20 protein-coding genes and 1 pseudogene are annotated in these 20,158 nt (G+C 71.9%); 8 read left to right on the forward strand and 13 right to left on the reverse strand.

Features of this window, described 5'->3' with window-relative positions; translation table 11 throughout:
* Nucleotides 1-144: 144 nt before the first annotated feature.
* From ABZZ74_RS12620 to ABZZ74_RS12640, 5 genes and pseudogenes are all read right to left on the reverse strand, one after another.
* On the reverse strand, nucleotides 145-795 hold the full coding sequence (locus ABZZ74_RS12620; RefSeq protein ID WP_356763980.1) for an SRPBCC family protein: 651 nt from the start codon (nucleotides 793-795) through the stop codon (nucleotides 145-147).
* An 18-nt stretch (nucleotides 796-813) separates the two neighbouring features.
* Nucleotides 814-1,164 (reverse strand): metalloregulator ArsR/SmtB family transcription factor, encoded by a 351-nt coding sequence (locus ABZZ74_RS12625; protein ID WP_356763982.1) that lies wholly within the window; start codon nucleotides 1,162-1,164, stop codon nucleotides 814-816.
* A gap of 51 nt (nucleotides 1,165-1,215) precedes the next feature.
* Nucleotides 1,216-2,541 (reverse strand): annotated as a pseudogene (locus ABZZ74_RS12630) (aldehyde dehydrogenase family protein); the annotation flags it as partial.
* A 108-nt stretch (nucleotides 2,542-2,649) separates the two neighbouring features.
* Nucleotides 2,650-3,846: an RNA polymerase sigma factor gene (locus ABZZ74_RS12635; RefSeq protein WP_356763984.1), complete on the reverse strand. Its 1,197-nt coding sequence runs from the start codon at nucleotides 3,844-3,846 to the stop codon at nucleotides 2,650-2,652.
* Nucleotides 3,846-4,202, reverse strand: coding sequence for a YciI family protein (locus tag ABZZ74_RS12640; protein WP_208778595.1), 357 nt, complete (start codon nucleotides 4,200-4,202; stop codon nucleotides 3,846-3,848). The genes ABZZ74_RS12635 and ABZZ74_RS12640 overlap by 1 nt, the downstream gene beginning before the upstream one ends.
* A 98-nt stretch (nucleotides 4,203-4,300) precedes the next feature.
* Between ABZZ74_RS12640 and ABZZ74_RS12645 the strand changes: the two genes are divergently transcribed.
* Together ABZZ74_RS12645 and ABZZ74_RS12650 are read left to right on the forward strand one after the other, a co-directional pair.
* A complete protein-coding gene (locus tag ABZZ74_RS12645) occupies nucleotides 4,301-5,374 on the forward strand; it encodes an acyl-CoA dehydrogenase family protein (RefSeq protein WP_356763986.1) in 1,074 nt (357 codons plus the stop codon).
* A 63-nt stretch (nucleotides 5,375-5,437) separates the two neighbouring features.
* Nucleotides 5,438-6,355 carry a class I SAM-dependent methyltransferase gene (locus ABZZ74_RS12650; RefSeq protein ID WP_356763988.1) on the forward strand — a complete coding sequence of 306 codons (918 nt, stop codon included), beginning with the start codon at nucleotides 5,438-5,440 and terminating at the stop codon, nucleotides 6,353-6,355.
* A 6-nt stretch (nucleotides 6,356-6,361) separates the two neighbouring features.
* Here ABZZ74_RS12650 and ABZZ74_RS12655 read toward each other — a convergent pair whose 3' ends face one another.
* The 3 genes from ABZZ74_RS12655 to ABZZ74_RS12665 all read right to left on the reverse strand — a co-directional run bounded on the left by ABZZ74_RS12655 (nucleotide 6,362) and on the right by ABZZ74_RS12665 (nucleotide 8,366).
* Nucleotides 6,362-7,507 carry an LLM class flavin-dependent oxidoreductase gene (locus ABZZ74_RS12655; RefSeq protein WP_356763990.1) on the reverse strand — a complete coding sequence of 382 codons (1,146 nt, stop codon included), beginning with the start codon at nucleotides 7,505-7,507 and terminating at the stop codon, nucleotides 6,362-6,364.
* Between the two features lie 49 nt (nucleotides 7,508-7,556).
* Nucleotides 7,557-8,111, reverse strand: a complete 555-nt coding sequence (ssuE, locus tag ABZZ74_RS12660) for an NADPH-dependent FMN reductase (RefSeq protein WP_356763992.1) — start codon at nucleotides 8,109-8,111, stop codon at nucleotides 7,557-7,559.
* A 171-nt stretch (nucleotides 8,112-8,282) separates the two neighbouring features.
* On the reverse strand, nucleotides 8,283-8,366 hold the full coding sequence (locus ABZZ74_RS12665; RefSeq protein ID WP_356764168.1) for a putative leader peptide: 84 nt from the start codon (nucleotides 8,364-8,366) through the stop codon (nucleotides 8,283-8,285).
* A gap of 247 nt (nucleotides 8,367-8,613) precedes the next feature.
* Between ABZZ74_RS12665 and ABZZ74_RS12670 the strand changes: the two genes are divergently transcribed.
* Nucleotides 8,614-11,280 carry a LuxR C-terminal-related transcriptional regulator gene (locus tag ABZZ74_RS12670; protein ID WP_356763994.1) on the forward strand — a complete coding sequence of 889 codons (2,667 nt, stop codon included), beginning with the start codon at nucleotides 8,614-8,616 and terminating at the stop codon, nucleotides 11,278-11,280.
* Nucleotides 11,281-11,416: 136 nt separating this feature from the next.
* A complete protein-coding gene (locus tag ABZZ74_RS12675) occupies nucleotides 11,417-11,614 on the forward strand; it encodes a hypothetical protein (protein ID WP_133048506.1) in 198 nt (65 codons plus the stop codon).
* A gap of 22 nt (nucleotides 11,615-11,636) precedes the next feature.
* Here ABZZ74_RS12675 and ABZZ74_RS12680 read toward each other — a convergent pair whose 3' ends face one another.
* Nucleotides 11,637-13,043 carry a DUF2252 domain-containing protein gene (locus tag ABZZ74_RS12680; RefSeq protein ID WP_356763997.1) on the reverse strand — a complete coding sequence of 469 codons (1,407 nt, stop codon included), beginning with the start codon at nucleotides 13,041-13,043 and terminating at the stop codon, nucleotides 11,637-11,639.
* Between the two features lie 198 nt (nucleotides 13,044-13,241).
* Here ABZZ74_RS12680 and ABZZ74_RS12685 point away from each other — a divergent pair, with 198 nt between their 5' ends.
* From ABZZ74_RS12685 to ABZZ74_RS12700, 4 genes are all read left to right on the forward strand, one after another.
* The gene (locus ABZZ74_RS12685; protein WP_356763999.1) at nucleotides 13,242-13,904 is read left to right on the forward strand and encodes an HdeD family acid-resistance protein; all 663 of its coding nucleotides are present in this window, start codon (nucleotides 13,242-13,244) and stop codon (nucleotides 13,902-13,904) included.
* 105 nt (nucleotides 13,905-14,009) lie between these two features.
* Nucleotides 14,010-14,444, forward strand: a complete 435-nt coding sequence (locus ABZZ74_RS12690) for an SHOCT domain-containing protein (protein WP_356764001.1) — start codon at nucleotides 14,010-14,012, stop codon at nucleotides 14,442-14,444.
* On the forward strand, nucleotides 14,441-14,863 hold the full coding sequence (locus ABZZ74_RS12695; protein WP_356764003.1) for a hypothetical protein: 423 nt from the start codon (nucleotides 14,441-14,443) through the stop codon (nucleotides 14,861-14,863). Before ABZZ74_RS12690 ends, ABZZ74_RS12695 begins: the two co-directional genes overlap by 4 nt.
* 15 nt (nucleotides 14,864-14,878) lie before the next feature.
* Complete coding sequence (locus ABZZ74_RS12700; RefSeq protein ID WP_356764005.1) at nucleotides 14,879-16,243, forward strand: diacylglycerol kinase family protein; 1,365 nt, start codon at nucleotides 14,879-14,881, stop codon at nucleotides 16,241-16,243.
* A gap of 264 nt (nucleotides 16,244-16,507) precedes the next feature.
* On the opposite strand, the gene ABZZ74_RS12705 is transcribed toward ABZZ74_RS12700, so the two are convergent.
* The 4 genes from ABZZ74_RS12705 to ABZZ74_RS12720 are packed head-to-tail and all read right to left on the reverse strand — an operon-like array spanning nucleotide 16,508 to nucleotide 20,127.
* Complete coding sequence (locus tag ABZZ74_RS12705; RefSeq protein WP_356764007.1) at nucleotides 16,508-17,065, reverse strand: DUF1269 domain-containing protein; 558 nt, start codon at nucleotides 17,063-17,065, stop codon at nucleotides 16,508-16,510.
* 58 nt (nucleotides 17,066-17,123) lie between these two features.
* Nucleotides 17,124-17,633: an RDD family protein gene (locus ABZZ74_RS12710; protein WP_356764009.1), complete on the reverse strand. Its 510-nt coding sequence runs from the start codon at nucleotides 17,631-17,633 to the stop codon at nucleotides 17,124-17,126.
* On the reverse strand, nucleotides 17,630-18,361 hold the full coding sequence (locus tag ABZZ74_RS12715; RefSeq protein WP_356764011.1) for a hypothetical protein: 732 nt from the start codon (nucleotides 18,359-18,361) through the stop codon (nucleotides 17,630-17,632). Before ABZZ74_RS12715 ends, ABZZ74_RS12710 begins: the two co-directional genes overlap by 4 nt.
* A gap of 5 nt (nucleotides 18,362-18,366) precedes the next feature.
* Nucleotides 18,367-20,127: a SulP family inorganic anion transporter gene (locus ABZZ74_RS12720; protein ID WP_356764013.1), complete on the reverse strand. Its 1,761-nt coding sequence runs from the start codon at nucleotides 20,125-20,127 to the stop codon at nucleotides 18,367-18,369.
* Nucleotides 20,128-20,158: the final 31 nt, after the last annotated feature.

The raw sequence follows: 20,158 nt of genomic DNA on the forward strand, positions 1-20,158 counted from the left end.
GGCCTCCGAGCGGCCCTCCGACGTCGTCCCGGCGATGGGTCCTCCCGATTTCGGCGCCACACGCGGTGGTCGCTCCAACTATCGGAACATATCGGGACGAACATACCTGCGGGGGACAGCCCGGGCCACAGGTCCTAGCCCGTCCTAGCCTTCGTCGGGCTCACCGGCTCCGGTATAGGCGGCGATGGTGCGGTCCGCCGCCGCGCGCGCCGTCTTCTCGTCCTCGCCGCCCGCGAGGTTCGCCGCGTACCAGGCCTCGCTGCTGTCCGTCATGAACCGACGGCCCTCGTCCGAGCCCATCCAGCCCATGAACTTCTCCGGGTCGACGGGCGCGCCGCCGCTGCCCAGGTGCAGGGACAGGCCCCGGACCATCAGATCCCAGCCGACGCCCACCGCACCGGGGCCGAACTCCGCCCACTTGGTGTCGTCGACGTCGGCGATGTGGTCGAGTTCGAAGCGTGTGCCGCCGCCGTCCTCCGGTGTCAGACGGAGTTCGATCCAGCTGACCTCTCCGCCGTACTCCCAGGTCGCCGTGAAGCCGCGTGGCGGGTCGCACCGCTCGATCACGCCGCCGGCGTTGCCCTCGAGCTGGTAGCGGCCGCCGAGGCGCAGCTCTCCCGACACCGGCAGCAGCCAGCGCGGGATGCGCTCGGCGTTCGTACAGGCGTCCCACACGTCGTCCAGCGGGGCGTCGTAGGACCGGGCCACGGTCACCACGCGGGCCTCGCCCTGCCGGAAGGCGCGCCGGCCGACCTGCCGGTGTACGTCGTTGATGTCGTGGGTCACGTCGGTCATGAGGTGCTCCGTACGTTGTCAGGCGGTCTCGTCGGCGCCACCGAGCCGGCGCGCGCGCTTGCCGCGGGCCAGTTCGGTGGCGAGGGCGTCCAGGTGCGGGGTCCAGAAGCGGCGGAAGCGGTCGAGCCAGGCGTCTATGTCCTGCAGCGGCTCGGTGTTGACCGCGTAGAGCCGTCGGGCTCCTTCGGGGCGCACGGTCGCGAACCCGTTGTCCCGCAGCACCTTCAGGTGCTGCGACACGCCGGGCTGCGAGATCCCGAACTCCTCCCCTATGACCTCGCACACCGCTCCGGAGGTCATCTCGCCGTCGGCCAGCAGTTCAAGGATCCGTCGGCGCACCGGGTCGCCGAGCACATCGAAGGCGTGCATGCGGCCAATGTATCAGCGATCGCTTATATAAGCAGCAGCCGATATACGGTTTCAGCTCAGCGGCTTGCTCAGCACCGCCTTGCGGTGGCTGAAGGTCTCGATGGAGTAGCGGCCGTGGTAGCTGCCCATGCCGCTCTCCCCCACCCCGCCGAAGGGCAGGTCCGAGACGGTGAGATGGGCGAGCGGGAGGCCGTGGCCGAGGCCGCCGGAGGAGGTCTCGGCGGCGATCCGGGCGCGGGTCTCCTCCGACTCGGAGAACACGTACAGCGCGAGGGGCTTGTCGCGGTCGTTGATGAAGCCGATGGCCTTGTCGAGGTCCGGCACGGTGATCACGGGCAGGATCGGGCCGAAGATCTCCTCCCGCATCACCGGCGATGCGGGGTCGACGTCGGCCAGCACGGTCGGCGCGATGTACTTGACCGTACGGTCGTGGTCGCCGCCCACGACGACGCGGCCCGAGTCCAGCAGGCCCGCGAGCCGGTCGAAGTGGCGTTCGTTGACGATGCGGCCGTACTCGCCGGAGGCCTTCGGGTCGGTGCCGTACAGGGCCTCGACCGCGCGGCGGAGCGCGGGTTCCAGGGCGGCGGCCGTCTCCGGATCGGTGAGCACGTAGTCGGGGGCGACGCAGGTCTGCCCCGCGTTCAGGAACTTGCCGCGGGCCAGGCGGTCGGCGACGACGTCGAGGTCGGTGTCGCGGTCGACGAACGCCGGGGACTTGCCGCCGAGTTCGAGGGTGACCGGGGTGAGGTGTTCGGCGGCGGCGCGCATGACGACGCGGCCGACGGTGCCGTTGCCGGTGTAGAAGACGTGGTCGAAGCGCTCGGCGAGCAGGGCCGTGGTCTCGGGGACACCGCCCTCGACGACGGCGACCGCGTCGGTGTCGAGGTAGGCGGGCAGGAGACGGGCGATCGCGGCGGAGGTGGCGGGGGCCAGCTCGCTGGGCTTGGCGACCACCGCGTTGCCCGCGGCCAGCGCGCCGACCAGCGGGGCGAGCAGCAGCTGGGCCGGATAGTTCCAGGGGGCGATGACCAGGACGACACCGAGCGGGTCGTACTGCGTCCAGGCGCTCGCGTCGGCGCCGAGGTGGGCCGGGACCGGGGCGGGCTCGGGGCGCAGCCAGTCGGCGAGGTGGTCCAGGGTGTGGTCGATCTCGCGGATCGTGAAGTCGATCTCGGTGCGGTGCGCCTCGGCGGCGCTCTTGCCGAGGTCGGCGTGGAGGGCCGCGGCCAGGTCGGGACCGTTCTCCGTGAGCAGTCGGCGCAGCAGGCCGAGCTGGGCGGTGCGCCACTCGACGGGCTTGGTGCGGCCGGTGCGGAAGGTGGCGCGCAGCCGCGCGACGATCTCGGCGGGCTGCTCGGGGGTGGGGTGGTTCACGGTGCCTCGCTGCTGGTGTACGGCCTTGTGGCCCGGTCAGGTGTATATGCCAACCTTTCATACACCAAAATAAATTCCGCCGGCGAGACGGCACCCTCCCGTCACCTCCCGTCACCTCCGCAGGAGTTCCCGCCGACGCCGTTCCAGGAAGGCACGCTCGGCCGGGCTCTCGGCCCGCTCGGCGGCTGCTTCGTACGCCCTCACCGCCTCGGTGTCGCGGCCCAGCCGGCGCAGCAGGTCGGCGCGGACCGCGTGGAAGACGTGGTAGGCGTCGAGGTCCAGGGCGTCGACCAGTTCCAGCGCCGGGCGCGGGCCCTCGGTCTCGGCCACCGCGACCGCCCGGTTCAGCGCCACGACCGGGCTCGGGGTGAAGGCCGTCAGCTGGTCGTACAGCGTGAGGATCTGCCCCCAGTCGGTGTCCTCCGCGGTCGCCGCGTCGCTGTGGACGGCCTGGATGGCGGCCTGGATCTGGTACGGGCCGGGCCGGCCGCGGCGCAGACAGCGTCGTACGAGGGACTGTCCCTCGGCGATCAGCTCCCTGTTCCAGCGGGCGCGGTCCTGTTCCGGCAGCGGCACCAGCTCGCCGCGCTCGTCCTGGCGGGCGTCCCGGCGGGAGTCGACGAGGAGCATCAGGGCGAGCAGGCCGACGGCCTCCGGCTCGTCCGGCATCAGGTCGACGAGCAGCCGGCCGAGGCGCAGCGCCTCCGACGTCAGTTCGGGGGTGCCCTCGTACCCCTGGTTGAAGATCAGGTAGACGACGGCCAGGACGCCCTGCAACCGGTCCGGGAGGTCGGCGTCCCGGGGCACGCGGTAGGGGATCCGCGCGTCGCGGATCTTGGCCTTGGCGCGGACGATCCGCTGGGCCATGGTCGGCTCGGGCACCAGGAAGGCACGGGCGATCTGGGGTGTGGTCAGGCCGCCGAGCAGGCGCAGGGTGAGGGCGACCCGGGCCTGGGGGGCGAGCGCGGGATGGCAGCAGGTGAAGATCAGACGGAGCCGGTCGTCGCGCACGGGGCCCTCCTCGGCCGGTGCGTCGGGGGTGTGCAGCAGGGCGGCCTCGGCGTGCCGTGCGTCGCGTTTCGCCTCCCGGCGCAGCCGGTCGAGCGCGCGGTTTCTGGCGGTGGTGATGATCCAGCCGGCCGGGCTCGGCGGCACGCCGGTCTGCGGCCACTTGCCGAGCGCCGTGGCGAACGCGTCCTGCACCGCTTCCTCGGCGAGGTCGATGTCGCCGAGGAAGCGGACGAGGACGGAGACCGCGCGCCCGTACTCGGCGCGGAAGACGGCCTCGACCTCGGCGGGCTGTGGCATCAGTCGTCGGCCTGGTGCAGGAACGGCCGCACCTCGATGGGCAGGGTGGTGGCGCGGGTCGCCTTCCTGCCCCACTCCAGGGCCGCGTCCAGGTCGGGCGCCTTGATGAGGCAGATGCCGCCCAGGTACTCCTTGCCCTCGGCGTACGGTCCGTCGGTGATCAGCACCTCGCCGTCCTTGGGGCGCAGCACGGTCGCCGTCTCGGGGCCGTGCAGCCCGCCCGCGAACACCCAGGCGCCGGCCTCGCGCAGCTCGGTGTGGAAGGTGTCGAGGTTGCGGCGGATCTCCGCCATGGCCTCGGGCCCGGGCGGCGTGCCGTCGGCCGGGGTGATCACGCTGAGCAGGTAGTACTGCATGACGTCCTCCTCGGGGTCGCGTCGTTCTCTCACCTCCTACACGAACGCCACTCCCCCGGATCGACACCGCGCACGACGAGATCGGGAGAAACTTTTCCATGACCACGGCACCGCACCCGGCCACCGCACCCCACCCGCTCGTCACCACCGCCCGGGCCCTCGCCGGCTCCCTCCTCGTCCCGCAGGCGACGCGGGTCGACCAGGAGGGCGTGCCGACGGGGCACATCGAGGCGATCAAGCGCTCGGGCCTGCTGGGCGTGAGCGCGCCGCGGGATTACGGCGGCGCCGGTGCTCCCGACGCGGTGGCGCGGGAGATCATGGAGATCCTCGCCGGGGCCTGCTGCTCGACCTGGTTCGTCCAGACCCAGCACCACACCCCGGTGAAACTGCTGGCACAGTCCGAACTGCCGGTCAGGGAGCGGCTGTTGCGACCCCTGGCCACCGGGGAGCTGCTGGCGGGCATCGCCTTCGCGCACGTGCGTGCCTTTCCTCGCGTCCCGGTCCGTGCGAGCGCCGAGCGCGGCGGCTGGCGCTTCGAGGGGACCGTGCCCTGGTACACGGGCTGGGGCCTGAACGACGTGATGCTGCTCGCCGGGGTGACCGGCACGGACGAGGTGGTGTTCGCCTTCACCGAGGCGCGCGAGCAGCCCGGGCTGCGCCCGTCACCGCCCATGCGGCTGGCGGCGCTCACCGCCGCCCGTACCGTCTCCCTGGAGCTGGACGGGCTGTGGCTGCCCGAGGAGTCGGTGGTACTGCGCACCCCGCAGGAGAAGTTCGCCCTGGTGGACCGGCCGCGCAACACCAACGCCTCCCCCGCCGTCTTCGGCGTGGCGTACGCCGCGCTGCGGGTGCTGGAGGAGGCCGGGGAAGCGGAGACGGCACGACCCCTGCGCGGGCGCCTCGACGACGTGCGACGACAGGTGTACGCCCTGGCCGAACACCCGGTCCCGCACGAGCGCGTCGAGGAACGCCTGGCACTCAAGACGCGGTCGTACGACCTGATGCGCGCGGCGACGACCGCGGCGATCGTGGCGGGCGGCGGGCGCGCCATGGATCTGGCCGGGACCGCCCAACGCCTCGCCCGTGAGGGGATGTTCCTCCTCGTGCAGGGTCAGACGGCCGAGGTGCGCCGGGCCCATCTCGACGCTCTGGCCGCGCCGTGGGCCGACTGAGCTGTTCACTGGACATTCAGTCGGCGGCCACTTTCTCCGGCGCCGGATGAGCAGACTCGTTCCATGGCGATCGCACAGTCAATCGACAAGAACCCCGCCGAGCTCAAAGACGTCCCCGGCTGGTTCCCTCCGCTGGACCAGCTCCTGTTCACCTGGTTCCTGGAGCGGCAGGAAAAGGGCGGATTCCGGGGCGATCTGGTGGAACTCGGCGTGTACATGGGCAAGAGCGCGATCCTGCTCGGCCAACACCGGCAGGACGACGAGGAGTTCACGGTCTGCGACCTCTTCGGCGGTGAGGCACCGGACGGCGCCAACCAGGCCGAGACGGCGAAGTCGTACTCCTCCCTCACCCGGCAGGCCTTCGAGCGCAACTACCTCTCGTTCCACGAGACCCTGCCGCGGGTGCTGGAGGCCCCGTCCTCCGTGATCTCGGCGGAGGTGAAACCGGGCACCTGCCGCTTCGTCCACATCGACGCCTCCCACCTGTACGAGCACGTACGCGACGACATCGGGGCCGCCCGCGACCTCCTGCTGCCCGAGGGCATCGTCGTCCTCGACGACTTCCGCTCCGAGCACACCCCCGGCGTCTCGGTCGCCACCTGGGAGGCCGTGCTCAACCGCGGGCTGCGCCCGATCTGCCTCAGCACCCAGAAGCTGTACGGCACGTGGGGCGATCCCGAGCCGGTGCAGGAGGAGCTGCTGGCGATGCTGGAGGAGCGGACGGACATCGGTCTGAGCGTGCAGGACGCCGCCGGGCACCGGCTGGTGCGCACCCGCGCCAACAAGGGCATGCAGGCCCCGCCCTTCCCGCACTCCCGGCACTACACACCGCCCGAGCCGCAGCAGCCGGCAGCCCCCGCCCCGGCCGCCGTGCCCGCTCCCCGCCGCCCGCGCTCCCGCGCCCGCCGCATAGGCGTGGACCTGATGCCCCCGATCCTCACCCGGACGGTGCGTCGGGCCCTGGCCAACCGCTCCCGGTAAGGCACCTCAGCTCGCGAACGGCACCTGGGCCGACGCTGCCGTCGGACTGCCGAACGGGTGCTGCCACAGTCCCTGGGCGGCGAGGCGGGGCAGTACCCCCTCGCCGAACCAGTACGCCTCCTCCAGGTGCGGGTAGCCGGAGAGGACGAACTCGTCGATGCCCAGGGCGTGGTACTCCTTGATCCGCTCGACGACCTCGTCATGGCTGCCGACCAGAGCGGTGCCCGCGCCGCCGCGCACCAGTCCGATGCCGGCCCAGAGATTGGGGTGGATCTCCAGGCCGTCCCTGCTGCCGCCGCCGTGAAGGGCGAGCATCCGCTGCTGCCCCTCGGACTCGCTGCGGGCGAGTCCGGCCTGGACGCTCCTCACCGTCTCGGGGTCGAAACCGTCCAGCAGGCGGTTCGCCTCCGCCCACGCCTGCTCGGCGGTGTCGCGGGTGATGACATGCAGCCGGATCCCGAAACGCAGGGTGCGCCCCTCCTGCGCCGCGAGCCCCCGGATCCAGGCGATCTTCTCGGCCACCTGCGCGGGCGGCTCGCCCCAGGTGAGATAGGTGTCGGCGTACTTCGCGGCGACCTGTCCGGCGATCGGCGAGGATCCGCCGAAGTACACCTCGGGGACGGGATCGGGCAGCCGGGCCAGCCGGGCGTCCTCGACCCGAAGGTGCTCACCGTGCAGGTCGACGGTCTTGCCCTCCCACAATCCCCTTACGATCTGGAGGAATTCGCCGGTACGACGGTAACGGTCGTCCTTGTCGAGGAAATCCCCGTAGGCCCGCTGCTCGTGGCTCTCGCCGCCGGTGACGACATTCAGCAGCAGCCGTCCGCCGGACTGCCGCTGGAAGGTGGACGCCATCTGCGCGGCCAGCGTCGGCGAGACGAAGCCGGGCCGGAAGGCGACGAGGAACTTCAGGCGGTCGCTCTGCTGGGCGACCATCGCGGTGGTCAGCCACGCGTCCTCGCACCAGGCACCGGTCGGCGTGAGCGCGCCGACGAAGCCCAAGTCCTCGGCGGCACGGGCGATCTGACTCAGATAGGCGACCGTCGGCGGCCGGTCCCGACCGGAGGCGGTCGCCGGCGTGCCGTGGCCGCCACCGACCACATGGCGGCTGTCGCCGTTGGTGGGCAGGAACCAGTGGAAGGTGAGGGACACGGGATCTCCGATCAGGCTGCGTGGGGGAACGGCGCGCCGAGGGCGGGGGTCAGCTTGCCGCGGCCAGCACGCGGGGGCTGCCCAGGGCCGTCGAGAACTGGTCGACCACCTGGGTGAGCGCCTCGGTCGCGGGGGGCGCGACCGTCAGTGAGCCGTCCTCGTGCACGGTGATGTCCTTGTCGAGGGTGAACCAGCCCTGCACGATGTGGGCGGCGCCCATCGAGGACAGGACCGGCCGGAGCGCGTAGTCGATGGCCAGGACATGGGCGGTGGAGCCACCGGTGGCCAGCGGCAGCACGGTCTTGCCGGCCAGCGCGTACTGCGGGAGCAGGTCGAGGAGCGCCTTGAGCACGCCGGAGTACGACGCTTTGTAGACGGGGGTGCCGACGACGACCCCGTCGGCCCGCTCGAACAACTCGGTCGCCTCGACGATGGCGGGGTGGCGGAAGTCCGCGCCCAGCAGGGCCTCGGCCGGCACGGTGCGCACGTCGAGCGGGATCACCTCGTGGCCCTGGGCGGTCAGCCGCTGGTCCAGGTGGCGCAGCAGTCGGTTGGTGCGGGAGGAGGCGGAGGGACTGCCGGAGACGGACAGGACGGTGGCCATGGGTCCTCTTTCGGGGATGCGCGGGGGTGGCGCCGGGATGTGCACTCTTGGGAGCGGAGGCCGAATGTTTCCGGGCACGCCGAATTCGAGAACGGCGCCTTTTCAGCGCAGGCGCGGGTGCGGTGAATTCCGACGTGGGAAGACAGAAAACGCGGCGGATCCAGAAATTGATCAGGCCGCGAAGCAACAGGAGGCGCTGGAGACGCGTGCGAGGTCGACGTGGCGTCGCCGCGTGAGGTCCAGTCGCATCTTCATGTCGACGATCGTGGCAGCCGGTGGCGAGAAGCGTCAAGGAAAGCCGTAGTGATCTCGCATCGCGGACCCGAGGCCGTTCCGGTTTCCTGTACGCCCACCTCGTAGGCCCCATGGGCCTTTCATGGGGCCGTCCGACCCTGCGATGAGGTCTTCGGGCCGGGTGTGCCAGGCGCATGTGTGAGGAAAATGGGATGCTGAGCGATGGGGAGCGCTGCCCATGACCTGACTCACACTGGCGGTGAGCGCCGTGGCTGCTACCGAGGACCAACCGGTTCCGACCGGACAGTACGTCGACCCGCTCGGGGACCCCTTCCTGCGTACCCGTTTCGCCCTGCCCGCCAGACCCGGCACCTTCCTGGCCCGGCACCGGCTCACCCAGCACCTGGACCAGGCCCTCGACACGCCGCTGACCATGGTCAACGGTCCTGCCGGTGCCGGCAAGACACTCCTGGTCGCGGACTGGGCGGCCGGCCTGGAGCAGCCCGTCGCCTGGCTCACCGTCGAGGCGGAGGGCAAACGGCCGGGCATGTTCTGGGCGTACTTCCTCGAGGCCGTGCGCGCCGGCGGCGGGACCCTGCCCGCGGGGGTCGGAGGTCCCACCGACGCGGACCGCGTGGATCAACGGGTGCTGTTCGCGATCGCCGAGAATCTGGACGCGGCCGGTCCGGCCCTGACCGTCGTATTGGACGAGTACGAGCGCGTGACCGCACCGGAGATCGCGGACCAGCTGGAGTTCGTCCTCCGGCATGCCGGGCAGGGGCTGCATCTGATCCTCGTCACCCGCACCGAGCCGATGCTCTCGCTGCACCGGTACCGGGCGGCGGGCGGGCTGACGGAGATCCGCGACGCCGAGCTGGCCTTCACCCCCGAGGAGACCGTCGCGCTACTGGAGCGGCACGGTCTGACACTGTCGGTCGCCGCCGCCCGGGCCCTGGTGGAGCGCACGCGCGGCTGGGCAGCCGGGCTGCGCCTGTGTGCCCTGGCCGCCCGCGAGTGCCCGGACCCGGCGGCCTACCTCAAGGAGTTCGAGGCGGACCGCAGCACCATCGCCGACTACCTGGTCGGCGAGGTGCTCAAACGGCAGCCGGAGCAGACGCAGGACCTGCTGCTGCGCGTCAGCGTGCTGGACCGCTTCTGTCCCGACCTGGTGAACTCGCTGACCGGCCGGAACGACGCCGAACGCATCCTGACCGACCTGCACCGGGACAACGCGTTCGTCGAGCAGCTCGGTCACTCCTGGTTCCGTCTGCACCCGCTGTTCGGGGAGATCCTGCGGACCTATCTGCGCGTGCACCGTCCCGGTCTGGAGTCCGAGCTCCACCTGAGCGCCGCGCGGTGGCTGCGCCGGGCAGGCTCGCTTCCGGAGACTCTCGCGCACGGTGCCGCCGCCGGCGCCTGGGACTTCACCGCCGGCGCCCTCGTCGACGACCTGGCCATCGGGCAGTTCTTCACGGGCCTGGGCTCCGACGACCTGACGGGGCTCTTCTCCGCCATGGGGCCCGAGGCCACCAGCCCCGCCACCGACCTCGTACGGGCCGCCCGTGACCTGTCCCGCAGCGACTTCCAGCACGGCCTGGCCCATCTGCGCGACGCAGAGGCCAAGCCGGCCACCGGCGCCGACGATCCTGCGGCCGTCCAGCTGAGCCGCGCACTCCTGGAGGCGCTCGCGGCCCGGCTGACCGGATCACCCGAGCTGGCGGAGCGGGCCGCCGAGACGGCCGAGGAAGCCAGGCCGGAACTTCCCCCGCACCTCTTGGACAAGCACCCCGAACTTCCTGCCCTGCTGCTGACCCATCTCGGTTCGGCACGTCTGTGGGCGGGGAGGTTCGAGGACGCCCGAGCCGCGCTGTCCCAGGTGGTGGCCTCTCCCGGCAAGGCCTCCACCGTACTGGCACGGGAGGAGTCGATGGGCCACCTGGCGCTGATCGACTATCTGAACGGCTGGCCGGCCCGAGCCGAGCACAAGGCCCTGGAGGCGGTGAGCGAGACGGAGCGCTACGGCCTCTCCCCGCCGTCCGGCTCCGGGATCGGGCAGGTGGTTCTGGCGGCCGTGGCCATCGACCGCAACGAGCTGGGCCGGGCCAGGGCCCTCCTCGACGAGGCCGCCGAGCTCTCCGTCGCGCCGCACGACCCGGTGACGGCCGCCGGACGGGCCATCGTGACGGCCCGGCTCCAGCTCGCCCAGGGCAATGCCCCGGCCGCCGTCGAGGCGGCGGACCCGGATGTCTCCGCCGCCGTGGCCTCACCGTGGGCGGACAGCCACGAGACGCTGGTGACGTCGGCCGCCTATCTGGCCGAAGGCCGGCCCGAGCAGGCCGCCGACGTCCTGCGGCAGCTCGCCGACGACCAGCCGTCGTGCGCCGTGGAAGCCGCTCGTATCCAGCTGGCCGTGGGCAACGAGGAGGCCGCCGTCGACCTTCTCGACTGTGTCCCCGCGGCCGGCCGGCCCGGCCCGGCGGTGACCGTCCGGGCGACTCTGGTCAGAGCCCAGGCCGCGGATGCCGCGGGGGACGCCGACGCCGCCCACCGACTCGTCGCACAGGCGCTCCTCGACGCCCGGCGCGAGCAGTTGCGGCGCCCCTTCCTGGACGCCGGGCGGTGGATCCGCCCGCTCCTGGTCACGGCACCGCTGAACGAGCTGGCGGCGGGGTGGCTCACCGCCGGTGCCTCGACGCACACGGGGCCGGCCGGGTCTCAGCCGCTCCCCCTGCCGATCGTCGTGGAGGAGCTCACCACACGGGAACTCGAGGTCCTTCAGCGACTGGCCCAGATGATGTCGACCCAGGAGATCGCCGCGGACCTGTTCGTGTCGGTGAACACGGTGAAGACCCACCTCAAGAGCCTGTACCGGAAGCTGGCGGTCAACCGCCGCAGCGCCGCGGTACGCCGTGGCCGGGAGATGGGACTGCTGTGACCGTGCCTTCCTCGGACGACCGGCGATCGGGACGACGGTTCACCTGTGCAGGGTGAGGCCGGGTGGGCCGAACGGCCGGACGATCTCAGTACGGGGCGCAGACCGCCGCACCAGGTCGCTCGCGGGAGCAAAGCCCATGCGCTACGAGATCCGGGTCGAGGGAAACATGTCGGAGACGCTGGCCAAGGCCTTTCCGGAGCTGGACCACGTCCTCATGTCGGGCCAGACGGTCCTGTTCGGTTCCGTCGTCGACGAGGCCCAGCTGTACGGGCTGCTGGCCCGCTGCCAGTCGCTGGGTCTGCGCGTCCTGGAGATGCGGCAGACGCCCGAGTGAGCCCCGAGTGAGCGAGGCCGGCTCACAGCTCCGACGCGGTGATCCGGCCGGAGCGTGCCGCGGCCCGCAGCGCCTCGAAGTCCCGCTCGTTCCGGTCGGCGTAGGACTGCGCGAACTCGGCGATCGCCCGGTCGAAGCGGTCGCTGCCGCCGAGGTACGCGGCGATGGCGACGGGGTCGCCGGACCGGGCGTGGGCCCGTGCCAGACTGGCGCCGCACAGCTGGGCGAAGAGGTTCAGCAGATCCGGTCCCATGGTCTCCGGCCTGGCGACGCCCTTCCAGTCGTGCAGCTGTCGCACATGGAAGTCCCGGCCCTTGCCGTCCAGACCCACCGTGTGCGTCCAGCCCAGGAGGATGTCGCTCGTCGCCTGGATCAGCCGCTGCCCGTTGACGACCCGGCGGCCCTGGTTGTCGTAGCGGTCGCCGCCCATCTGAGCGGCCAGCACCGACTCCTGTGCCTCCTTGGCCTGCAGCAGCAGGGGATCGTCGTCGTTCCCGCCGAGCAGGAGCAGCATCCAGCAGCGGGTGCCGACGCTGCCGACGCCCACCATCTTCCGGGCGATGTCGACCAGGTGGTAGCGGCGCAGCAGATGGCGGCGCTCGGGAGGCAGGGTGCGGGCGTATCCCTCCACCACGAGCCGCAGCATCTTCTCCTCCTCGTCACCCGACGAAGCGGAAACCAGGTCCCCCAGCGGAGTGATCAGCGGTGGGTCCGGAGTGATGCGACGGCCCTCGACCGTGGTGCGGGTGAGCTTCTCGAAAGCCTGCAGGTGCGTGCGGGTTCGGGCGGGCGCGACGGCCCGGGCGGCCTGGCGCCTGGCGTCCTTGTCCGTCGAGGAGGCGAGCAGCCTGCGCAGCCGGTCCGCGTCGTCCTGGGCGTACCAGACGTCGAGGGTGCGCATGTGCGCGAAGTCGCGCACCCGCTCCCGGTAGGCCCGCACGCAGGACCGTACGACCCGGTTCTGCTGTTGGAGGGAGAAGCCGTTCTCCCGGCCCGCGATCACCAAGCCGGCGGTCAGACGTTTGACGTCCCACTCGAAGGGTCCGGGGAAGGTCTCGTCGAAGTCGTCGATGTCGAAGACCAGATGGCCATCCGGTGAGGCGAACAGCCGGAAGTTCAGCGGGTGCGCGTCACCGCAGAGCTGCACTCCCAGACCCGTGTTGGGGGTGGGCCCGAGGTCCGCGGCCATGACCGCCGCCGCGCCGCAGTAGAAACACAACGGCGACTGAAGCATGCGGCCGTGACGGACCGGCACCAACTCCGGTACCCAGGAAGCCGACTGACGTTCCATCATCTCGACGGGACCGAACCGGTCGGGGCCGGCCTCGAACCACCCGTGGCACGAACGCGACGCACGGACCCGGGCGTGCCGACCGATCGCGGCCCGCTCGGCGGTCGACAGGGCTGCGCTGAAGTTCGGTACGGTCATGGCCCGGCCTCCCTGAGATCGCGCGTTCCGCCACGCGGTGTCGCGGCCTCCAGCCCACCGGCACGGCGACGCCGCCCGGATCACCCGGAACGGGTGACCCGGCCGCCGGTGCGGCGGAGGACGCTTGCCCCGAGGTCCCCGCACACCGCCCCGTCGGCGGTCCGGTGCCGACCCGCCCGACCCACGCGAGGAGGAGCCATGACCGTTCCGCGTGGTACGGCACCGCGTACCGGACCGCAGTTCAGTCCCGACGGGGCGGTCCGCGATCAGGAGGACGGCACCGAGCGGGCCCTGGAGCAGCTGGGCCGCTCCTGGACCTGGATCCTGGGGTCCGCGGTCGCGACGCTCGTCCCGGGCGTGCTGGTGCTGGTCTGGCCGGACGAGACCCTGCACGTCCTGGCCGTCCTCGTCGGTCTGTACCTGCTGGTGAACGGGGCGTTCCGATTCGTGGCGCTGTTCGCCGGACAGGGAATCGGCGAGCGGATCGCCGGACTGCTCATCGCCGTGCTGTACGTGCTGGCCGGAGTGCTGTGCCTGCGCAACCCGCTGCAGACCGTGACCGCGCTCTCGCTGGTCGTCGGGATCCTCTGGCTCGTGTCCGGGATCCTCACCCTCTACACGGCGATCACCGCCGAGGACCTGCCGCACCGCGGCTTCGTCCTGGGCGCCGCGGTGCTCGGCATCCTCGCCGGGGTCGTGGTCCTCGCCCTGCCGACCGAGTCGGCCCGCGCGCTGACCCGGCTGCTGGGTCTGTGGCTCGTCCTGCTGGGCCTGATGGAGCTGGTGCTCGCCCTCGCCTGGCGGGCGGCTCTGCGCAGGTCGGGCGTCATGGGCGGACCGGGCCCCTCGGCGGCGACCTGACGCCCCCGTTCACCCGCACCGGGTGAGGCCGTCCGCTACTTGCCGTGCGCACGCTGAGAAGGCAGAGAAAGGTGGCCGTACGGCCGCCCGGGACGGAGGAGAGCCATGAGCACGCCGACGTACCTCGCGTACGACTATCCGCTGCTGAGCGTCTTCTGGTCCATGCTGGTGTTCTTCCTGTGGATCATGTGGTTCGTCCTGCTCTTCCGGATCGTCGTCGACATCTTCCGCGACGACGACATGGGCGGCTGGGCGAAGGCCGGCTGGCTGGCGCTCGTCATCCTCCTGCCCTTCCTCGGGGTGTTCGTCTACGTGATCGCCCGCGGCAAGAGCATGGGCCGCCGTGAGGTGGCACAGGCCCAGGCGCAGCAACGGGAGTTCGACTCCCACATCCGCAGGACCGCCGGAAGCGGCGGCGGGTCCAGCAGCGTGGACGAACTCGCCAGGCTGTCGGAGATCCGCGCCCGCGGCGACATCACCGACCAGGAGTACGCCAGGGCCAAGGATCTGGTGCTCAGTGGAACGAGGTACTCAGGATGACCGCCACGCACACCGCACACGCTCCCTCGACGAAGCAGAACTGGGCCTCCGGCCTGACGGCCTTCGCCGCCGTCATGCTGACGATCGCCGGCCTCCTCGCCATCTTCCGGGGGATCATGGCGATCGCCGAGGACGACGTCTTCGTCAACACCCGTAACTACGTCTTCCAGTTCGACCTCACCGGCTGGGGCTGGGTCCACCTCGCCCTCGGCGTGGTCGCCGTGATCGTCAGCATGGGACTGTTCGTGACGTCCACCTGGGCGCGTGTCGCAGGGGTGGGCGTCGCGGCCCTCGTCATCATCGCCAACTTCCTCTCGCTGCCGTACTACCCGGTGTGGTCGGTCGTGATGATCGCGATGTCGGGGTTCATCATCTGGGCCCTGTGCGTGGTCCGGCGGGACGACACCTCCGCGATGTGACGGACGGGTAAGGACATGGGTCGGCACCGCGGCTCGGGCACGAGCACGAAGCCTGCGGCGGACCCGCCCTCGGGCAGTGTCCTCAGGGCACGGGTCGCGCTGCTCGCCCTGCTGGGCAGCGTGCTCGTGCCGCTGATCGTCGCAGGTCTGCGCAGCGTGCTGTGGGCGCTGGTCGGCCTCGCCGGCCTGGCGCTCGCCGCCGTCGGCGTGTGGTGGACGCTGGCCCACACCGGTGTGCTGCGTGTCCTCGGGGTGGTGCTGTCGGTGACCGCGCCCCTGGCCGTGCTCGCCCTGTACGCGTCCTCCGGCATGCTGGGTCCCGCCTGTCTGTCGCTGGCCCTGTGGGCCCTGGCCGTCGCCGCGGCGCACACCGCGCTGGCACCCTCGCAGACCGCCCGGCAGCCCAAGACGGCCGAGACCCCGCACAGCCCCTGGATCCTGATGAACCCGCGCTCCGGCGGGGGCAAGGTGAACCGGTTCCATCTCGCCGAGAAGGCACGGGCGGCGGGCGCCCGGGTGGTGCTGCTCGAGGCGGGGCAGGACGTCGTGGACCTCGCGCGCCGGGCCGTGGCCGAGGGGGCCGATCTGCTGGCCGTGGCGGGCGGGGACGGCACCCAGGCGCTGGTGGCCGAGGTGGCGGCGCATCACGACGTGCCGTTCGCCGTGATCCCCGCCGGCACCCGCAACCACTTCGCCCTCGACCTCGGCCTGGACCGGGAGGATCCCGCCGCGAGCCTGGAGGCACTCACCGACGGCGTGGAGCTCCGCGTCGACCTCGGGTTCGCCGCCGACCGGGTGTTCGTCAACAACGCGTCCTTCGGGACCTACGCGTCCGTGGTCGCCGACCCCGCCTACCGGGACGCCAAGGTGCACACCGCCCTGCAGACCCTTCCCGAACTCCTCACCGGCAAGGACGCGCCCGCGCTGCGCATGCGGGCCGGGGGCTCCGAGGCGGAGCGCCTGCAGGCGCTCCTGGTCAGCAACAACCCCTACCGGCGCGCGGTCGACTCGGCCCATCCGGGACGCCGGGAACGGCTGGACTCGGGACGGCTCGGTGTGCTGTGCGTCCGCGTCGGCAACACCGCTCAGGCGGCCCGTCTGATGCGCGGCCCGCGGTCCGGGTCGGTCATGCGGCTGAACGCCGAGGTAGTCGTGGTCGAGGCGGACTCGGACGCCGTGGCGGTCGGCATCGACGGGGAGTACGTCACGCTGCCGGCACCGGTGGTGTGCCGGTCCGCCCCCGCGGCCCTGCGGGTGGTCGTGCCGCGTCACCGGCCCGGAGTGCCGGCGTCCGGTGGCCCCGCGGACTGGCCGCGGGTGGCGAGGCTCGGGTTGGGCCGCCTCGCCCCGCACCGCCGACGGAGCGCACCCGCCACCTGAGCCGAATCGGCCCGAGTGGCACGCCCGTTCGGCGTCCACCCGGGCCAAAACCCCTGACAACGCAGCGAATCGTGCCACAGACGCCAGGCCGTGAGCTCGCCCAGCGCCCCCCACGGACCGGCCCCGCGCGGCGAGGCTCGGATTGGGCCGCCTCGCCCCGCACCGCCGACGGAGCGCACCCGCCACCTGAGCCGAATCGGCCCGAGTGGTACGCCGTTTCGGCGTCCACCCGGGCCAAGCTCCCTGACAGCGCGGGGAGTTGTGTCACAGAGGCCGGTCGTGCGGTCGCCCGGCGGCCTCCTGCGCGGCGGTCAGGTCGTCGACGGTCTGGGTCGTCGCGAGGAGTTCGGCCGCCACCGGCGCGAGTGCCTCGGGCGTGAGGAACCCCTCCGCGAGGGGCAGGCCGCCCGCTTCACGGACGGCTTCGCGCAGGTGCTTGGCCCACAGGTGTTCCAGCAGGACGAACCCGGCCGCGGTGCCCGGAAGGAGTTCCTGGGCGAGAGACCTGAGGTCGTCCGGTGTGAACCCGACGTCCTTCGGTGCGGGGCCGTCCTCCTCCCCCGCGCCGGCTTCCGCCCCCGTCGCCTCCTCGAAGTGCGGGGCCAGCCCCAGCAGCGCCTCGATCATCTCGCCCATGCCCTCGGCCCGGTAGTCCAGTCCGACGGTGTCCCCTTCGCCGTCCTTCTGCAGGAACAGCACGTCGAGGACACGGATCTGCCCGCTGCTCTCCAGCGCTCCCAGCTCTTCGAGGACACGGCCCTCGAACTGCGTGTCCGGGCCGAACCCGAGGGTCACCAGTTGCACGGGCCCGAGTGTCGTCATGGCGTCTCTCCTCTCCCCCGCCCGGGACTCATCAAGCCCGATCGGCCCCGCCCGCGCCTCACCCTCCGGAGGTGAGCCCGCCCGGGCCGCCGAGGCGGGGGCCCGTGCTGCCGTACCAGTCGTGTACGACGGTGGTGCCGACGACGAGGTCCTGGAGGGAGGCGCCGCGTCGGCTGACCGGGATCCACAGCAGCCCCAGCGGCACGAGCGCGCACAGCACGGCACGCAGGAGGGCCCTGCCCGGGGACATCCGTCGCCCTGAACGACCGGTCACGCGCAGGCCCATCATCTGGTCCCCCACCGTGCGACCGCCGAGGAACCAACTGCCCGCGAGATAGGCGACGAAGAGGACGTAACCGAGGACGGCGGTGACGACGGGATCGGGGTCGGGGAACGAGAACGGAGGGCCCGTCAGCAGGAACCGCGCCGCAGCGTAGGCGAGTTCGAGGAAGAACAGGAGCGCGAGCACGACGAGGACGTCAACGGCGGCGGCCACCGTACGCGACACGAGCCCGGCCGGCACTCCCTGGACGACCGGCAGGCCACGCGGGCGCGTCGACGCTGTCACAGCGCCTCCACCTGGGGAACGGGCCCGGCGGCGGGCCGGTCGGTGGAATCCGTGCCCGCTCTGCGCAGCAGCCGGTCCGCGATGCGCTGCACGAGCCGGTCGGCGCGCGCGTTCTGTTCCCGGAACGCGTCCAGCGTCTCCGCCGTGATGCTGCCGCCCGTGTCCCGCACCATCCGGCCGATGTCCATTTCCTCCAGGACCAGTTCGGTGTACGTGACCAGGTCGACGCGGGCGAGGACCGCGTCGATGTCGATCCGGGAGGCGACACGATCGACATCGAGCCGGTCGGCCACGGCGTCGAGGTCTATCTCGTCGAGGACGGCCGCCGCCAGCACCTGTACGAGCCTCCGGGCCGCCGACAGCGCCTCGTCCCGCGCCCGCAGGCGTTCGGCAGCGCCACGCGCGCTCCAGTGGGCCACACGACGGCCGACGGCATCGGTGGCGCCGGACGGCACGAGACCGCGCACGGCCGCCCGGGTAGCGGGCGCGGTCCGCGCCGCAGCACCCAACAGCGCCGTGGACAGCCGGTGTTGGGCTTCCAGGGCGAGACCGAGAGCCGCATCGGAAGCGGCCGCTGCGGTCGGGTGCCGTTCGCGTACCCGGACGCCTCCTGCCCTCGCCGCGGTCCGTACGGCCAGGTCGGTCAGGCCCAGCGCCAGGCGGGTGGCGTGCAGGAAGGAGCCGTCGGGCGACGGCACGGGCGGGGTCGGGCTGTCGGGAACGCTCATCGCGCTCACCCCTCACCGAGTGCTGGCGTGGAGGCCCCGGCGGCCCACTCGGCTCCGGTGTGCCGGCGGAAGGCGGCCACGGCGGTCTCCACGGTGGGGTAGAAATGGGCCGGATCGATGGTGCGGGTGAGTCCGTAGCGCTCGATCTTCCGCCGCACCGGGTCCTTGAGTTCGGCGAAGACGAGATGCACGTGCCGGGCGTTGAGCGCCACGTCGAGATCGACCAGGACATCGGCGGCGGTGGTGTCCACGTCCGTCATGGGCTCCGCCGCGATCACGATCCAGCGCGGCGGCGGGCTGGTCGCGGACAGCCGGCGCACCTCGTCGCGGAAGGTCTTGGCGTTGGCGAAGAACAGCGGCGCGTCGAACCGGTAGATCACCAGCCCGGGCAGCCGTTCGGCCTCGGGATAGGAACGGATGTCGTGGTAGCCCTCGATGCCCGGGACCCTGCCCAGCACGGTGTCGTACGGCCACCAGGCGCGCCGGAAGACGTTGAGGACGGAGAGCGTGACGGCGATCGCGATGCCGGGCAGCACCCCGAGCAGGGCCACACCGAGGAAGGCCGCGACCGACAGCAGGAACTCCACCCGCCGCTGCCGCCACAGCCGTACGGTCCCGGGCAGGTCGGCCAGCGAGAGGGACGCGGCAATGACCACGGCGGCCAGGGCGGGTTGGGGGAGGTTGCGGAAGAGGCCCGGTACCAGGACCAGCATGAGCACGATCAGGGTCGCTCCGACGACCCCGGTCAGCTGACTCCTGGCGCCCGCGCGCTCGGCGACGGCCGTACGGGAGCCGCTCGCGCTGACGGGGAAGCCCTGGAAGAGCCCCGCCGCCAGGTTCGCGACTCCGACCGCCGCCATCTCCTGGTTGCCGCGGACCTCCTGACCGGTGCGGGCGGCGAACGCCGAGGAGTTGGAGATGGTGTCGGCGAGCGACACCACGGCGATGCCCAGCGCACCGCCGAACAGCGGCGCCAGGTCGTCGACCCGCACATGCGGCACCGTGAACGGCGGGAAGCCCTCCGGCAGCGGCCCGACGAGTCCGACGCCGTGCTCACCGAGGCTGAAGACCGAGGACGCGAGGATCGCCAGCGCGACCATCACCAGCACCGCGGGGACCTTCGGGAGGAACCGCTGCAGTACGAGGATCAGCACCAGTCCGCTGATTCCGAGGGCGGCAGCGGCCGGTACCGTCGCCCCGTCGGCGAGTTTGCGCACCAGGCCGGCGCATTCGCCGATGAGATTGTCCGCCTCGACCTTGAAGCCCAGCAGCTTCGGCAGCTGACCGACGAGGATGGTCAGGGCCAGGCCGTTCATGTAGCCGATCATCGTCGGCTTGGAGATCAGGTCGGCGATGAAACCGAGCCGCGCCACGGAGGCGAGGATCATGATGCCGGCCACCATGACGGCGAGCATCGACGCCAGGGCCACCGCCCGGTCCGGATCGCCGCCCGCCGCGACCAGGGGCAGGACGGCGGCGGCGATCATGGGTCCGAGCGAGGAGTCGGGGCCCAGCACCAGGATCCGGGAGGGACCGCACACCGCGTAGCCGAGCAGACAGAGGATCGTCGTGTACAGACCCGTGATGGGCGGTAGACCCGCGAGTTCGGCGTACGCCATGCCCTGCGGCACCAGCAGCGTCGTCAGGGCGGCCCCGGCGACCACGTCCTTGACCAGCCACGGCCGCTGGTAGTCCGACAGCGTTCGCACCCCGGGGACCGCCCGCAGCCGGTCCACCGCCCAGTGGGTGTCGCTGCCGGTGGTCACGGGCACTCCTTCCGGCGGGAGGCGTCATGCC

The organism is Streptomyces sp. NPDC006476 (genome assembly GCF_040612015.1).
GTDB classification, from domain to species: Bacteria; Actinomycetota; Actinomycetes; order Streptomycetales; family Streptomycetaceae; genus Streptomyces; species Streptomyces griseorubiginosus_B.